Consider the following 15,662-nt stretch of genomic DNA (forward strand, 5'->3'; position numbering starts at 1 on the left):
CTGGATGTTTGCAAAATACGACCTGAAGTATCTAGAAGATCCAAAAGGTGCATTTGGTGAAGCAGAAGTTATTAAAACAATGGTACGCAAAGGATTAAAAGAAGAAATGCCAAATGCTGCAAAAGTATTGGATCAATTTTCTTGGACTCCAGATGACATGCAAGCGGTTATGCTTGAAATTACAAATGGAGCAGAGCCAGCTGAAGCTGCAGCTGCATGGGTAAAAGATAATGCTGACAAAGTTGCAAAATGGACAGAAGGCGTAGAAAAAGTTGATGGTAAGGAAATTGAGTTAGCTTACGTGGAATGGGATTCAGAAGTAGCTTCTACACACGTAATAGCTGAAGTATTGAAGAACCAAGGATTCGACGTAACAGCAACTCCACTCGACAATGCTGTAATGTGGAAAGCAGTTGCTAATGGTGAAGCTGATGGAATGGTAGCTGCATGGTTGCCAGCAACACACGCTGATCTTTATGCAGAATACAAAGACCAAGTAGTTGATCTTGGCGAAAACTTACAAGGTGCCAAAATTGGTCTAGTTGTACCGAAATACATGGATGTAAAGTCCATTGAAGATTTGAAACCTGCTGAGTAAGTTATTATAGAGTTGCAAGAGCCACAAACAAAAGCAAATGTGCTATTGTTTATACAAATTGAACAATAGGAGGAATAGGATAGTGGCCGAAGAAAAGTATCGCAAATACCGAACTGGTCAAGGTGTACCTGTTGAAGGTGAATACATTTGTCAATCTGGAAAACGTGCAAAACTTAATATAAGAGACAATTTTCCTGTATGTCCTTTAAGTAACAAAGAAACTACATGGACACATGAATAACAAGAAATAAAAAGAATACATGAAGCTACTTACGGACAAACTATTACTTGTTTAACTATATTTTTCAGGAGGTTTAAAAAATGGGAATGTTCAGCGGTAATCAGGCACAGGAACCAATGCATTATGGAGAAGCTTTTGGTGTTTGGACAGCATATTCTGTTGCCAAAGGACAATTAGCTGCTTATCAAGTCTATTACAATCATGTGGGTGATGAAGAATTAAAGAAACTGCTTGGTGAAATGGTTGAAAATGTTATTAAACCGGGTATCGAGGAAACTGAAGCGTTACTAAAACAAAACAGCCTGGGCTTACCAGTAGCCCCACCTGAACGCTCTGAAGCTAATAGAGAAGATATTCCTGTAGGAGCAAGAATCATGGATCCAGAGATATCTGCAGTTATTGCCAGAGACGTGGCCGAGGGGCTGGTAGCCGACAGCATGGTTATTGGGCAATGCGTACGAGAAGACATTGCCATGATGTTTGGTCAATTTCATATGAAGAAAGCCCAAATGGGAGCAAAATTATTAAGATTAAACAAAAAGAAAGGTTGGATTATCCAGCCACCACTTCATAAGGTAAGTAAAAATAACCAGACAGACTAACTAACCAAAAAGCGTTCTTAGTTATTTACAGCCTTTCAACAAGCAACCCCCCTTTAAAAAGGGGGGTTGCTTTAATTTTTACTTTTCTGCCTTAGATAGAGGAAGCTGATCCAGAAAGCCAAGTTCTATCATTAAGTTTAATGTATCTTCACCATATAAAGCAATTTCTCCCATTAAACGGGTTAACTCTACCCCTACGTCTTTTCTCATCGTGGTTGCTATTGCTCTTCCATATCGTCCTACTGTAGATGAGGCAAACACAGAAATCTTAAAAAGCATTAAACGTTCTGAAAAAGGGGCAACCTTACTGTCTGTAACTTCACTTTCCCATGTTGGTTGCTGTGGCAAATCATCCTCCGTTAATAACTTCTGTAAAACCGCCATTTGTTTTTTTGCCATTTGTTCACCACGTTTAAAGTTTTCTGCTAACTTTTTCGAAGTTGTTATCTGAATAAACGCTCTCAAAAATTCTCTTTCTACCTCAAGGTTTCTGTAGAGAGAAACAATTTCCATAATTTCCTGAGAATTTAACGGGCGACGTCCTGCTAACCAGCCACCTGCAAACGATTGTTTATGTACTTTCTCAATGCTTCCAGGAATGGGTAGATAAATTTTTGGAAGAAACAGCCCTTTCCTTTCCATTAAAGTTACAACTTCATCCAAAAATTTGATTGTTCTCGTAATACATGTAAGGTAATATTGACGTACATCAGAGCGCGTTGCTTCAGATAAAGCAACAGAATAAACTGTTCCAGCATCCTGTGACAAAATATATTTCACTAGTAGGATCATGTTGTCCCCAAAGAGAGCTGGAGCATCATAATTGAGGTCCTCACTAGTAAATGCTTGAGGCCGAGGGTGACCAGACTTTTCAAATAAGTTCTTTGCCTCGTGAACTTCATATGCCGCAAGATCAAGCGCATGCTTATCAAGTATCTCTACTAAATCCGGATCAGTTGCAGTTTTGGTAAAGTATCTCGTTACTCCAACAGCCATGCTATTACCCATGTAGCTGTTAAATAGGTTAGTTACTTCTTGAGTTGTTAGTATATTTGTATTTTCCAAAGAATTTACCCCCGAAATTAATAGGTTGTTTTGTTTAAAATCCCCTATGTCCTAATCTTTATGCTTCTTCACCGATAAGCTCATATTGCTACTCAACTATTATCTGAACCAAAGAAATTCCGAAAAGAGTGAACAGTAGCCTCTCGGTTAACTGCTGCTATAGAGGTTGTCAGCGGAAGTCCTTTTGGACATACTTGAACACAGTTCTGGGAATTGCCACACCCTTCAAGACCTCCCTCACCCATAAAAGCTTCAATCCTTTCGTCTTTATTCATTTCCCCAGTTGGGTGTGCATTTTTTAGACGAATTTGAGAAAAAACAAATGGACCTAAGAAATCTGACTTATCGTTAACGTTTGGACAGGCTTCTAAGCAAACTCCACAGGTAAAGCACTTAGATAACTCGTAAGCCCACTGACGTTTTTTCTCATTCATTCGGGGACCTGGACCGATATCATAGGTTCCGTCAATTGGTATCCATGCCTTTACTCTTTTTAATGCATCAAACATACTCTCCCTATCTATTATCAGATCTCGTACAACTGGGAAAGTGGACATTGGCTGCAAACGAATAGGTTGTTCTAAATTGTCGACAAGAGTCGAGCATGCCTGTAAGGGAAAGCCATTTATTAACATCGAACAAGTACCACAAACTTCCTCTAAACAGCTCATGTCCCATTGAACCTGCGAGGTAGTATTCCCGTTTTTATTAACTGGATTTAGACGAATATCCATTAAAGCGGAGATTATATTCATATTCGGTCTGTATGGAATTAAAAATTCTTCTTCGTATGATGGCGAATCATGTTGATCCTGACGCTTAATAATTAGATGAATTTGCTTCATTTAAATTCTCCCTTTTGTTTATTTTGTAAATGAACCAGTCTTCCCAATCTTAAGACAAAATTTCCGAGGCAGTTAAATTATGGTTTCTAGCCTTCTTCATGTTGTCTTCTGAATATCTCAGATTTAGAACCCCAGTAACTGTTGCCGACGAGTCTTTTTTATACCAATGACCCATAACCTGTATTACATTGTATAACTTATAAACACATACTTTGTAAGCATCAAATTCCCATATGCTATTATTGGGACCTCTCTGAAAGGTTAGGATATTTTTACGATTCATAATTTCTTCCTTGTGATAAGTAAAAACAAAAGGTTTTATGTACAAAATTATTTTCATCCTTTTAGTATTAGTATTCGTATTTTAGAGAATTTCTATTCGTAGCCTTTCTAGTTAATTAAGCTGTAAGGTATTCTGGTTCTGGGGTTAGAATAATCGGCTTATCGCCCATTTGGTGAGAAAGGCCCTGCCATGTTTGATATTGTCTACATATGTTATAGTATCCAACTACAAGAATGAGAAAATGTGATATACCTTTAGGCAATGATTAAATTGATACAAAATTATTACTTATTCTTCAAAAGTTGGTTGGCAAGAATAAAACCTTACCAATAATTTTTAACTCAATCGAACGCTAAATTATGTGTTAAGTGGGAGGTGATAAATCATGAGTTTCGGAGGATACCCTCAAGGTGGCCAAAATGGATTTATTCTGCTAGTTGTTCTATTTGTCTTACTAGTAGTAGTAGGAAATAACTACCCAACAGGTGGTTATTAGATTTTAAGTACTGGTTAAAGTCACTTCCTGGTGGAAGTGACTTTTTTTACTTTCGTAATTTTTTTTGGTGCTTAACAACATCTGAATACTCGGAAATCCAATACATTTTTATAAAGGTTAGTTAAACGATTATGTTCATCTAAAATATCAAGGTATTTATCATCTATATGATCTGAAAGAATGTAGTCCGAAGCATTCTCTATATCACTTTCATCAAGTTGAAACTTATCTTGTGCACTCACATGGTTAAAGCCACCATTTCGAAAAAGCAAAAACCATTCTTCTTTTGATAGTAATTGAGAAATACCATAAAATTCTTTTAATAACTCCTCTTCTTCTTTGGGAATAGACTTTTCTAATACCATTTCAGTCGCGAGTAATACACCGGTTGGTTTAAGCACTCTTCTTAATTCCGAAATTGTTGAAGGTATTGTTGTGAAAGCTATGACTGATTCCGATAGAACGATATCAAAAACCCCGCTTTCAAACGGCAATCCTTCAGTATTTCCGAGCCTTGTTTGAATGGGCAAACTTAGGGATGTAAACCTTTGTCTAGCTTTGTCTAACATAACTTTGTTAGAATCTAAAGCGGTAACATTACATTTATACCTTTTAGCAATGTATGCAGATGTTTGTCCTGTGCCACAACCAGCATCTAGAACGGAAAAAGATTTCTCAATTTTTTCATTTGATACTATTTTTTTCGTTAGTTGAAGACCTCCTGGGTGTGCCCCTCCTATACCAAAACTTGTTAAACAATCCAAATATGTTTCATTCATAATTTTATCCATTCCTCTCGCTTCGTTCTATGCACAAATCACTAAGAAATATAGTTGTGCCGATTGATTGTCAATCTACAGGAGTTATTTTATGTTAGAAATTTCTAGTCGTTCACTAACCTTTTCAACATATGTTAAATAAAGATTTGTTATTCTTGAACAATTATCAAAAAGATACATATTGTATTGCATCAATTATTTTTAGGGGTAGATTAAATTTGAGTATTGTTCGAACCGATAAGTGGCTACTAAACTCACATGACAAACCTGTTGAAATCTGTGGAAGGATTAAGGAACAATTTGATGGTGCTACAGCTCATGAAATATATGATCACTTAAAGCGATTCGGAATGTACCGTCTTCCTTTTAACAATGGACATGATCGAATTAAGAAATTGCAAAAAAATAATAGCTGGCAAATTGTTAATGATGAACAACGAATACTTCAAAAGTTATGGGATGGTCCAAATGTTCCAATCTATATTTTCCCTTCAGATTCAAGCAACAAAAAAATGAAAAGAGAACAAAATGGAAAATCTGGTTTAGCTTTCGAAGACAAACTCTTTTTATTTATTTCAGAAGACACAAAAGAAAAGGAGTTAAGAGCATTATTTACTCACGAGTATAATCATGTATGCCGATTATCTAACTACCATAAACATGAAAGAAACTATGTTTTACTGGACACAATTATATTAGAAGGTTTAGCTGAAAATGCAGTTAGAGACAGGTTTGGAGAAGATTTGCTAGCCACCTGGACATCGTATCACTCGATAGAAAAACTACAAAAGCTTTGGAGTAACTTGATTTTCCCACATCGCAATACCCCGAAATCCAGTTTTAAACATCAAGAACTGTTATACGGTTCACAGTTACACCCTAATATGACTGGTTACTCTGTGGGATATTACTTGGTCAATAAATTTATGCAGGAAAATAACATTACATTTAAAGAACTCATAATTATGGAGACTGAAGAAATAGCACAGGTTAAAGATAGTTCTAAGAGAAAAAAATAACTGTCGAGAGATTACTCGACAGCTTAACAGACGAATAATCGTCTGTTTTTATTTTATTACCAGTAGAAAGCAGGAAGCAAAGCCAGAGCAGCGATGGTGCCTAAAGCTATTCCAGCCCCAAAGCCACCATATCCGTAACCATATCGACCGTATCTGCCGTATCCATACCTCGGACGACGATAATAACCATAGCCAAAACCACCTAAATTTCTACGTCTAATAGGTTGTAAATAAACTCTGTTTCCATCAACATGACGAATAATTCCTCTGTGAATACCACCATTATTAGTTCTAATTTCAACTGCTTTACCCCTATACCTTTCGCACAAACCATGATAATGTCTAACTGACATTTTTTCACCCCCATTTACATAAGCATATGACATTATATGAGGGAGAAAAATTATAGTAAAGGACAAATATATCAGGGTATTAGCGGAAATTAATAGATGATAAATAATACCAGCCGTTCGCGCTCATACTTTTTTCTAATCCGGCTTACATACATACAACATAATTTTATCCATATATACCCAAGTAGGAATATCTTTTAAATGTTGAATTAATATAGAAAATAAGAAAGAACAGTTATCAATCGATAAATTAAAGTCAACCTCAATCCCTTTCCAGTCCACATGCTGAATTATTTCTTCGCTAATCTCTTTTACGAATAATTTATCTTTTCCAGCTTGATTAAATGGTATAAATATATCATTGTATACAACAAAAAGTGATGTAGTGTGGTCTTTGAACGTTTTGATGGTATCAGTCAGGTAGTTGACATGATAAACTTTTTTAAGTTGGTTAAACAGTTTTTCAATATCACCATAATTCACTTTTTCTAGCTCACCAAATTTATAATCTGCCCAGCTATCTTCCTTCAAATATCCTGGAAGTACTTGTTCTAAAAGTAGTAAAACAATAGCAAAGGTTTTTGCAAGATCCTTTATTTCTTTTATCAAGGCATTACAGTGTGGCTCACTTTGTATAAAATCGTAATCGGATTGCTCCTGTAAGATAGTTGAAGTTGCACCTTCAATACTTGCTTGAACCTTTCCAGCCAGAAAGTTTACTGCATCACTCACTGATTGATTTTGCGAAATATAATCCCACACGCTTTTAAATACTTTTTCATTTACAGCAAGCTGTTGAAAGAAGAGTGGAGCTTCGTGCAGATTAAACTCTTTTTTAATTGCAGTGTAAATTTCTTTGATTTCTTTACTTGCTTCCTTGGGAGTTATTATCGTACTCTTTTTCCTGTTCTTTATTTCCTTTTCTGTTACACCAATTCCAACAATACCACTCCCCTCTATTTCATGGATAATAACATCTTGTACAAACACCTTATGAATACCTTTATGATCTAAATTGTTCCCAACAAGAAGTTGACCAAGTTGAAGAATTCCCTTTACTTTTTCTACTTTCAACTTATCAATGTGATATTCATATACAGGTAGCTTCATCACGTATTTCTGATAATTAAACAATTCATTTTTCAATTTATTAATTTCATTCTTGTGTTCATCTTCACGGGTCATAGATCTCACCTACCCTACTAACCGATAATCACGGTTTTTTCCGTGCCGAATATACTACAATATATATATTCAAAAGGAGGATTTTAATGTCCTTATCAAAAGTCTATGGAGAAAATTCAACTAATAATTATGATCCCACTAATGAAACAACTACAGAAAAAGTTCCACGTACACCTAGACTTGACGTCTATGAATCTGAAACAGTTTACTACTTGCGACTAAGTATACCTGGGGTAAAAAAAGAAAACTTGACTGTTCATTTTAAAAACGTAACTGATCTTGAAATTCAGGGATATGTGAAACCGAGTCATCCCGTACACATAGACCGCTTAATTACACAGGAGATTTTTGAGGGTCCTTTCTACCGATTTGTACGCTTTCCAACCACAATACAACCTGAATCAATTCATTTCGATTATTATGGGGGTATCCTGGAGATATTTGTTGAAAAAAATGTTAGTGAAGGTGAAAGCTAAATGGCCTCCATCGAACCAATTGGAATAACAATCATTGGTGGAATTAAAATAAATGCACTTGATAACACATCGATTAATGCGATTGGTGAAAATTCGTTTCAGGCATTGAACAGTGTAACAAAAAACAACATCATGTCGGGGAGTTTATATGGGGACTTTAACTTTAATAATTTGCAGCCGTTTGGGTCTGTTATAATTGATCCTGAGAGAATAGATACTGTAGTACCAGCCGTTACAACTACTGGAATCGGAATAGAGGATTAACTAGTTTATAATTTTAATTGTTTTTTTTACTTAAAAATGTGGGTCAAGATATTCCTTCTTGGAAAACTTGGCTAAAAATCTCCCTTATTAGTGACAAAAAGAAGGTTATCGCTTATCTAACGATAACCTTCTTTTTGATTAGAAGATACCCAGCCCCAAAGATTTGGATCTTCTTGGAATGTATTCTTTACTTCGCGTGAAGAGTAAACTTTTGTTTTATCATCAATCGATTCGATAAATTCCGGGTCATTTAATATCAGATTATCCGGTCTCATTTCGATGTCAGATCCGTCTCCGTATGCATTTCCGACACCATTATTTGTTTTCGACTCACTGGAAAAGTCAGACAGTTCACCTTTTCCAATTATAAAGGCAGATGTACCGGAAATTTGAAGTATTTTAACATTGACAATGTTTACCTGAACGTCTGAGATAATAGCCTCCCTCACTTTCTAATCAAATGGAGTATTTTCAAAAGGATTGATTTTTTCAAAAATTAGTGTTGTCACCCCTTGATCGACATGTACAGTATAGTTGTCACTTTTCACTGGATAAGGGAGGATAATATCCCGCTCTACAAGTACTTTGGATAGCTCCGTGTCCAGCTTGCGTATAGCCGTTAGTGGTTGCTCAGATTCTAACTTTGCTTTTATTTTCATTTTCTCCTCTGATAAAAACGCTGCTTTTACTTGCCGCGTTTCTTTTATACCTGGAATATATGCTAGCACAAATAATTCCTTATCACTTTCCCATATCTCAATTGGAAAATGTTGACGCTTATTGTGTCTTTTATTTGCTCCAATACCGTTAATATTATTCCAAAATTCTTGATTAAACACTGAGTTATATTGCTCCATCGCATCTTTAACTTGTTCCAAATAATCAGTTGGAAATTGTTGCGCGTTCATCTTACCCAAGTTTCCAAAAGGATTATTGCCTTGGAAAGGATCCATCGTTATCCCCCTTATACTACTGTTTTTTTATTCTATTCACTCAAACGCCTAATTGTGAATTTGATTGTATTACGGTTAAATTCATGAACGATCAAGACTTTTTTCCATTAGTGTGGAGGTTTCTTCAAATCCAAGTTCTTGATAAAGCTTTTTTATGTCATTTCCTGAAAATACATTCAATTGAACTTTTCTGTACCCCTCTTCTTTAAATTTAATTAATGCTTTTTGACATAGAAGTTTCGCTATTCCGTTTCTGCGGTATTGTGGTATCACATAAAGTTCTGGAATAAAACCAACTTGCTCGTCTGTAAAAAAATCGATTGTATCCCCCAGCCCAATCCATCCTTTAATTATTTTATTTTCCACATAGACAAGATAAAACCCACCATTAGACAGAAATGGAGTTATCATTTCAAGAGCTTTTTCTTTTTCCTCAGCAACATATCCCATTGTTGCTTCTTTCATCACATCCAAACAGTGATCCAAAATCATTTGTGTCTCATGATTGGTAGCTCTCCTAATTGTCATCAGTCCTCAAGCTCCCTCTGCTATTATTTTTTGGTAAAGGTTGAAATAATCGGTCTAATCTGACTGTACATACTGCTTACTTGCTGAGCGACAGTTGAAATTTTGTTGAAATCGATTTTCCCTTCTTGATTGTGAAACATCGATAATAAACTAGGTTTTGCGGGAACTTGGCGACGTGGTAAAGGCTGTCGACCCCGTCTGTTATACGGATAAGGGGGAATTGGTCTTCTTGGTTGTCCTGGATACATAATCATAACACCTCCAATAAATTAGTCTGATACCATAGTATTCATACTGAGACTTAGTTGGGAAGGTGTTTGTACTACGGTTAAGAAATATAAGTTGAACATTGTTTGTTTTACGGGGTTTCTTTGTTATGAAAAAACTACTTTTTATCATTATTAGGCTGATCACATATACTACTTATACGTGAAATTGGAGGAGGTTTAATTCGTGAAGGAAATTGTGGAAGGTGCAAAAATTAATGGAGAATTCATCTTAATTTTAGTACTGTTTATACTTTTAGTTATTGTAGGCTTTATCTATATTGGTTGTGATTCTTAAAAAGATATGTGCGGTGAACTTAACTAAATTTTATTTCGATTGGTTGACTAATTATTTACTTGGTAGCTTCCATAGAAAGTTACCAGGTTTTATTTTAGCGTAAACACCGCTCTATACTCGATATACTTTACCCATTGCTGGACATGTACACGGATAAAATATGTTGTCATATCTTTTTCAATACTGGAAAGAATAATAGTAAACATACGATTGGAGGGTTTTTTCATGGAAATTCATAATACGAAATTGACTTCAGCCGAAATAGGGAGTTTATGGTCAAATTACCTGGGTGACACAATGGGAGTTTGTATCTTACAACATTTCATGGATGTGGTAGAAGATGAAGACATACAGTGGCTTATTGCACATGCCCTTGATTTTTCTCAAAATCATATAGAAAAGGTTACTTCTATGTTCATCGATGAGAATTATGTTATTCCTAGAGGATTTACAAAAGAAGATGTCAAACGGAATGCACCTCGTCTCTTCTCTGATACCTTCATGTTAAACTATATTAAACATATGGCAAAGGGCGGTCTCGCTTTATACGGGTCAATTTTACCAAATATGGTTCGAAAAGATGTAAGACAGTATTTTGCAAATACACTTGATTCGTCTAAAGATTTGTATGATGAATCAACTGACCTTTCATTAAAGAAGGGAGTTGAAATTCGGCCCCCTTACATTCCTGAACCAAAAGAAATCGAATGGGTTGATAAACAACGTTTCATGGCAGGATGGTTTGGAGAACAGCGCCCATTAACTGCAACAGAAATAATGCATCTTTACTCCAATATCCAAACGAATAAGTTAGGAGAAACCTTAATACTTGGGTTTGCACAGGTTGCTCAACACAAAAAAGCGAAAAATTATTTTAGCCGCGGGAAAGAAATCTCAAAAAAGCATATTAATTTATTCAGTACTTATTTGAATCAAAATAGTCTTCCCTCTCCAATGTCTTGGGATCATGCAGTGTCTACTTCCACCTCCCCCCCTTTTTCAGACAAATTGATGATGTATCATATTGGCGTTCTTAATGCTACAGGAATTGGCAATTATGGTGTTGCAATGTCGCTAAGCCAACGTCGTGACATTACTGTGAATTACAGTCGCCTAATGGTAGAAATCGGGAAGCTTGCTGAGGACGGAATGAACATTATGATCAATGAAAGCTGGATGGAAAGACCACCACAAGCAGCTGATAGAGATGAATTAATGAATAAATGAATTTAAAGTAAAAAAGAGCCCACATTCAACAAAATAATGTAGGCTCACTCTGTACTTTGAGTATTTATTCAATTATTGTTTCTCATTTTCTTTGAATCCTCAATTAAATAATTTACAAATGTATCATCCCTTACCAGCCATACAGAATAGTTTCGTTTTATGAAGTGTTCTCCTGCTTCAAAACTTGTAAAAGTCTCTTCTATTTTCCGTTTATTCTGCTCCACAGTCCACTCTAGTTCATTTATAGGATATACCAGATAAGTATCTTCCAATTGGTTCTTATAAAGGGTACCAAACTTAGAACCTTTTAAGTTGTACCTATTCCTTTTAGAATCTTCTCGTAATGGGTCTATATGGAATGTATTTAAAACAAATTCGTTGAAAGCTTCATTCGTCATTGAACACCCAGCTGCTTTTGAATGGCCACCTCCATTAAAATTACCTGCAACTTCTGAAACGTCAACATTGTCATGAATTGTTCGAAAACCTACTCGCTTACCTCCCACGTTTAAGATAGCTATATAATCTAAATGAGGGTATTCATTACCAAGTGTATTACCAAGCTCCGAATGGTAGGATTCAGCATAGACAACACCTGCAAAAAGCTCATCAATTTTGACCTGAACAAGCTGGCGCCTCTTTCGGCGGATATAACGTTCAATTTTATTATCTTCCATATCCAATATTTTGTTTTCAAACTCATCAAATTGAAAATGATCATTTGATACAATTCTGCTAAGCATTTTTTCTTCAAATTCTTCAATTGATAGTAAGAAAAAGAGAGCATTTAGTCGTTTAGCTTGTTGATTATTGTTTTTCTCCCATTCCCAGGTATCGTACTGTCTGACAAGCTCCACAAATTCCTCAATCGCTCCTGTAGACTTCATTAACTCTTTCTTGACCAGGTATTCATAAAATAAGGATGTTGCAGATGCTAATTCCCCTCTATCACTTTCTACAGTTACACTACCCCATTCATAATCATTAAAATGTAGAGCTGTTTTATGGTGGTCAATCAGTTGAACAGAACCCCCATCTTGATAAAATTCTTCAAGTCTTTTCTCGTTTTCTGTATTTACAGACAAATCCGTGATGAATAAAGACGTATCCTTATCATCATTTTCCAAAAACCATTCGACTTCACGATTCAACCCTGAAATGGAATTATAACGTACTTTGACCTGCTTACCGAATGCCAGTTTGGCTAATATCCCACACCCAACACCATCAAGGTCATTATGAGACAATAGTTTATACATAACAACACCTCCTACGCTAGTATGGTTCAAAAAAGAAATAATTATAGCAAGTAATAGTAGGCTTTTGCCATGTCGCAAAAAGGTTATCTTCTCACCCTTAACTATACCAGTATAAAATCCCCAAGCTTGCAAATAAATAGACTAATAAAAAATGAAAGTAGGTCTTTCAATGGAGGTTACTGAATTACTGATTAGAATTACGGTTGCTTTTTTATCACTGTTTGCACTGGCCAGGTTAATGGGAAGAAAAGAAATAAGTCAAATGACTTTTTTTAATTTCATATCTGCCATTGCAATAGGAACAATTGCCGGAAGTCTTGCTGTCAGCCAAAATTTAAGTATTACTAACGGAGTTCTTGCTTTAATTGGGTGGGCTGTTTTTACACTTATAATGGGATTCATTGATATTAAATCAAAAGAAGCAAGAAAAGTAACTACTGGTGATCCACTAATTGTAATTAAAGATGGTCAAATTATGGAAAAAGCTCTCACAAAAACCCGACTGGATATTAATTCGCTAAATGCATTACTCAGGCAAAAAAATGTATTCGCAATGTCTGATGTAGAGTATGCCTTTTTTGAGACCAGTGGAAAACTGTCTGTGATGAAAAAAGAAAATAAACAACCGTTAACAAAAGGTGACATGAACATTATTAGCCCAACCCCAACCATCTACCCCGTTGCAACAGAAGTAATATCTGATGGAGTAACAAACACTAAAAACCTTTCGAAACTGAAGCTTGACCAAAATTGGTTAGATCAACAAATTGAAAAAGCAGGAGTAAAAGATCTTTCAGAAATTTTTTATGCAGAAGTACAACAGGATGGTTCTCTTTATATAGATAAAAATGGTGATCAGCTTCATTAACATTCATATTCACTGTTAATGTATATAAAATAGTATCTGATGGAAACTAATCCAGTAAATTGAATAATATGAAACTGAGGTGGAATTAGTGAAGAAGCAAAAAAAAAATGAGGGATTTAACACAGGTGCTGGTGGGCCAGATGATCAGCGAATGTCTGATCATGAAGAAAGCAAGACATTGACAACTCGTCAAGGTCACCTTGTAAAATACAACCAAAACATTCGAACAGTTTCAAATCGTGGCCCAGCTACACTTGAAAACTATCATTTCATTGAAAAACTTTCACATTTCGATCGAGAACGTGTACCAGAGCGAGTTGTCCATGCCCGTGGTGCAGGTGCACATGGTTATTTTGAAACCTATGAAAAAGTTGGCGATGACCCAGTTTCTACATATACTAGGGCAAAAGTTTTTCAAGATAAAGGAAAGCAAACACCCGTTTTTGTACGATTTTCCACTGTTAACCATGGAAGACATTCTCCTGAAACACTACGTGATCCACGTGGGTTCGCAGTGAAATTTTATACAGAGGAAGGAAATTGGGATCTCGTTGGAAATAACCTAAAGGTTTTTTTCATACGTGATGCGATGAAATTCCCGGATGTTGTACATGCGTTTACTCCGGATCCAGTAACAAATATCCAGGATGCAGAGCGAATTTTTGATTTCTGCAGTAATTCACCTGAATCCCTTCATATGATAACTTTTTTATTTTCCCCATGGGGTATACCTGCCAATTACCGTAAAATGCAGGGTTCTGGGGTTAACACGTATAAATGGGTTAACGAAGAAGGAAATGCTGTTTTAGTAAAATATCACTCGGAACCAAAACAAGGTATCAAAAACCTCACACAAGAGGACGCAGAGAAGATACAGGGTAAAAACTTTAATCATGCGACTGAGGATTTATTTTCTGCAATTGAAGATGGAAACTATCCTGAGTGGGAATTATTGGTCCAGATTTTAAGTGATGATGACCATCCAGAACTTGATTTTGATCCACTGGATGATACAAAACTTTGGCCTAAAGATCAAATACCATGGCTGCCACTTGGGAAAATGGTACTTAATAGAAATCCAGAAGACTATTTTGTTGAGGTTGAACAAGCAGCTTTTGGTACTGGTGTATTAGTGGACGGTATGGATTTTTCAGATGACAAAATGCTCCAGGGTCGTACTTTTTCTTATTCTGATACGCAACGTTACCGAATTGGAGCAAATTACTTACAACTTCCGATAAACGCACCCAAAAAACGTACTGCTACAAATCAACGTGGTGGAAATATGGCTTATTTTGTTGATCATCCGTCAGATCAAAATCCACACGTGTCCTATGAACCATCATCATTAAACGGTTTAACTGAAACATCAAGTTCTCGTAAGGACTATACCCCACAAGTTGAGGGAAAACTGGTACATAAAAGTATTGAACTTACCAATGACTTTAAGCTTTGAACGAGACGAACTGATTAAGAATCTTGTGAATGGACTCTCTTCATGTGAACAAATAAACCAGGAAAAGATGATCGAACTGTGTACAAATGCAAATAATGATTATGGATCTCGTTTAGCAGAAGGACTAAAAGATCATCCTAATCAGGGTAAAAAAGATCATGGTCCTGCTGGTGCAACTAAAACTGATGAAGCTGTAAAAGATGCAGGCCAAAATGGCCACAGAACCGTACTAACATAACAAGGCACAAGCGCCGTTTATTGCCGTGGGACCTGTGCTTACACAACGTGAGTAGTTCGGTGCTGTTGCCTTGTAAATTGGCCGGTTTTAATCGAACAACCTTAACGAGATAAAGGAAACACGAATAGCGTAAGCGATTTGATGTTTACTAAACAACAAAAAAAAGCAGGATGTGCTAGTCACATCCTGCTTTTTTACTATTGCCTGGCGGCGTCCTACTCTTGCAGGGACAAAGTCCCAACTACCATCGGCGCTGGAGAGCTTAACTACTGTGTTCGGTATGGGAACAGGTGTGACTTCTCCGCTATAACTACCAGACTATTTCAGGTATTAATTATACCCTGAAAACTAAATAAGAGCTTG

The 15,662-nt window shown here is 36.1% G+C and carries 20 protein-coding genes, 1 rRNA gene and 1 pseudogene; 11 read left to right on the top strand and 11 right to left on the bottom strand.

All coding sequences use genetic code 11. The annotated features are described in order from the left end of the window. The 3 genes from ACOI1D_RS18195 to ACOI1D_RS18205 form a co-directional block, all read left to right on the top strand. Window positions 1-598, top strand: a 598-nt coding sequence (locus ACOI1D_RS18195; RefSeq protein WP_422503249.1) for a glycine betaine ABC transporter substrate-binding protein, incomplete at its 5' end; no start/stop codon positions are given. An 82-nt stretch (window positions 599-680) separates the two neighbouring features. Continuing rightward, complete coding sequence (locus ACOI1D_RS18200; RefSeq protein ID WP_422503250.1) at window positions 681-839, top strand: hypothetical protein; 159 nt, start codon at window positions 681-683, stop codon at window positions 837-839. Between the two features lie 80 nt (window positions 840-919). Beyond that, window positions 920-1,441 carry a DUF3231 family protein gene (locus ACOI1D_RS18205; protein WP_422503251.1) on the top strand — a complete coding sequence of 174 codons (522 nt, stop codon included), beginning with the start codon at window positions 920-922 and terminating at the stop codon, window positions 1,439-1,441. A gap of 78 nt (window positions 1,442-1,519) precedes the next feature. Here ACOI1D_RS18205 and ACOI1D_RS18210 read toward each other — a convergent pair whose 3' ends face one another. Both ACOI1D_RS18210 and sdhB read right to left on the bottom strand, forming a co-directional pair. Beyond that, the gene (locus ACOI1D_RS18210) at window positions 1,520-2,506 is read right to left on the bottom strand and encodes a DUF3231 family protein (protein WP_422503253.1); all 987 of its coding nucleotides are present in this window, start codon (window positions 2,504-2,506) and stop codon (window positions 1,520-1,522) included. A 92-nt stretch (window positions 2,507-2,598) separates the two neighbouring features. Further along, the gene (gene sdhB / locus ACOI1D_RS18215) at window positions 2,599-3,351 is read right to left on the bottom strand and encodes a succinate dehydrogenase iron-sulfur subunit (protein ID WP_422503254.1); all 753 of its coding nucleotides are present in this window, start codon (window positions 3,349-3,351) and stop codon (window positions 2,599-2,601) included. A 668-nt stretch (window positions 3,352-4,019) separates the two neighbouring features. On the opposite strand from sdhB, the gene ACOI1D_RS18220 reads away from it, so the two are divergent. After that, entirely contained in the window at window positions 4,020-4,130 is a 111-nt protein-coding gene (locus ACOI1D_RS18220) for a YjcZ family sporulation protein (protein WP_422503256.1), read from the top strand. A 71-nt stretch (window positions 4,131-4,201) separates the two neighbouring features. On the opposite strand, the gene ACOI1D_RS18225 is transcribed toward ACOI1D_RS18220, so the two are convergent. After that, window positions 4,202-4,921: a class I SAM-dependent methyltransferase gene (locus ACOI1D_RS18225; protein ID WP_422503257.1), complete on the bottom strand. Its 720-nt coding sequence runs from the start codon at window positions 4,919-4,921 to the stop codon at window positions 4,202-4,204. A 206-nt stretch (window positions 4,922-5,127) separates the two neighbouring features. On the opposite strand from ACOI1D_RS18225, the gene ACOI1D_RS18230 reads away from it, so the two are divergent. Then, on the top strand, window positions 5,128-5,928 hold the full coding sequence (locus tag ACOI1D_RS18230) for a DUF2268 domain-containing protein (protein ID WP_422503259.1): 801 nt from the start codon (window positions 5,128-5,130) through the stop codon (window positions 5,926-5,928). A 56-nt stretch (window positions 5,929-5,984) separates the two neighbouring features. On the opposite strand, the gene ACOI1D_RS18235 is transcribed toward ACOI1D_RS18230, so the two are convergent. Next, the gene (locus ACOI1D_RS18235; protein WP_422503260.1) at window positions 5,985-6,281 is read right to left on the bottom strand and encodes a hypothetical protein; all 297 of its coding nucleotides are present in this window, start codon (window positions 6,279-6,281) and stop codon (window positions 5,985-5,987) included. 135 nt (window positions 6,282-6,416) lie between these two features. Beyond that, window positions 6,417-7,466 carry a hypothetical protein gene (locus ACOI1D_RS18240; RefSeq protein WP_422503262.1) on the bottom strand — a complete coding sequence of 350 codons (1,050 nt, stop codon included), beginning with the start codon at window positions 7,464-7,466 and terminating at the stop codon, window positions 6,417-6,419. Between the two features lie 86 nt (window positions 7,467-7,552). Here ACOI1D_RS18240 and ACOI1D_RS18245 point away from each other — a divergent pair, with 86 nt between their 5' ends. Both ACOI1D_RS18245 and ACOI1D_RS18250 read left to right on the top strand, forming a co-directional pair. Further along, window positions 7,553-7,942: an Hsp20/alpha crystallin family protein gene (locus tag ACOI1D_RS18245; RefSeq protein ID WP_422503263.1), complete on the top strand. Its 390-nt coding sequence runs from the start codon at window positions 7,553-7,555 to the stop codon at window positions 7,940-7,942. Next, complete coding sequence (locus ACOI1D_RS18250) at window positions 7,943-8,206, top strand: hypothetical protein (RefSeq protein WP_422503264.1); 264 nt, start codon at window positions 7,943-7,945, stop codon at window positions 8,204-8,206. Between the two features lie 116 nt (window positions 8,207-8,322). On the opposite strand, the gene ACOI1D_RS18255 is transcribed toward ACOI1D_RS18250, so the two are convergent. From ACOI1D_RS18255 to ACOI1D_RS18270, 4 genes are all read right to left on the bottom strand, one after another. Next, a complete protein-coding gene (locus ACOI1D_RS18255) occupies window positions 8,323-8,655 on the bottom strand; it encodes a hypothetical protein (protein ID WP_422503266.1) in 333 nt (110 codons plus the stop codon). Window positions 8,656-8,658: 3 nt separating this feature from the next. Further along, window positions 8,659-9,159: an Hsp20/alpha crystallin family protein gene (locus ACOI1D_RS18260; RefSeq protein ID WP_422503268.1), complete on the bottom strand. Its 501-nt coding sequence runs from the start codon at window positions 9,157-9,159 to the stop codon at window positions 8,659-8,661. An 81-nt stretch (window positions 9,160-9,240) separates the two neighbouring features. Beyond that, window positions 9,241-9,687: a GNAT family N-acetyltransferase gene (locus ACOI1D_RS18265; RefSeq protein WP_422503269.1), complete on the bottom strand. Its 447-nt coding sequence runs from the start codon at window positions 9,685-9,687 to the stop codon at window positions 9,241-9,243. Window positions 9,688-9,710: 23 nt separating this feature from the next. Further along, entirely contained in the window at window positions 9,711-9,935 is a 225-nt protein-coding gene (locus ACOI1D_RS18270; protein ID WP_422503271.1) for a YppG family protein, read from the bottom strand. 205 nt (window positions 9,936-10,140) lie between these two features. Here ACOI1D_RS18270 and ACOI1D_RS18275 point away from each other — a divergent pair, with 205 nt between their 5' ends. Then, window positions 10,141-10,251, top strand: coding sequence for a YjcZ family sporulation protein (locus ACOI1D_RS18275; protein WP_422503273.1), 111 nt, complete (start codon window positions 10,141-10,143; stop codon window positions 10,249-10,251). Between the two features lie 225 nt (window positions 10,252-10,476). Further along, the gene (locus tag ACOI1D_RS18280) at window positions 10,477-11,478 is read left to right on the top strand and encodes a DUF3231 family protein (RefSeq protein WP_422503275.1); all 1,002 of its coding nucleotides are present in this window, start codon (window positions 10,477-10,479) and stop codon (window positions 11,476-11,478) included. 68 nt (window positions 11,479-11,546) lie between these two features. Here the strand turns inward: ACOI1D_RS18280 and ACOI1D_RS18285 are convergent, their stop codons facing one another. Further along, on the bottom strand, window positions 11,547-12,737 hold the full coding sequence (locus ACOI1D_RS18285) for a DHH family phosphoesterase (RefSeq protein ID WP_422503277.1): 1,191 nt from the start codon (window positions 12,735-12,737) through the stop codon (window positions 11,547-11,549). A 169-nt stretch (window positions 12,738-12,906) separates the two neighbouring features. Here ACOI1D_RS18285 and ACOI1D_RS18290 point away from each other — a divergent pair, with 169 nt between their 5' ends. After that, window positions 12,907-13,605, top strand: coding sequence for a YetF domain-containing protein (locus ACOI1D_RS18290; protein ID WP_422503279.1), 699 nt, complete (start codon window positions 12,907-12,909; stop codon window positions 13,603-13,605). Window positions 13,606-13,684: 79 nt separating this feature from the next. Continuing rightward, window positions 13,685-15,299 (top strand): annotated as a pseudogene (locus ACOI1D_RS18295) (catalase). Between the two features lie 202 nt (window positions 15,300-15,501). Here ACOI1D_RS18295 and rrf read toward each other — a convergent pair. Beyond that, a 5S ribosomal RNA gene (gene rrf / locus ACOI1D_RS18300) occupies window positions 15,502-15,617 on the bottom strand. Window positions 15,618-15,662: the final 45 nt, after the last annotated feature.

The organism is Virgibacillus sp. DJP39, assembly GCF_049310925.1.
Taxonomy (GTDB): Bacteria; Bacillota; Bacilli; order Bacillales; family Amphibacillaceae; genus Virgibacillus_F.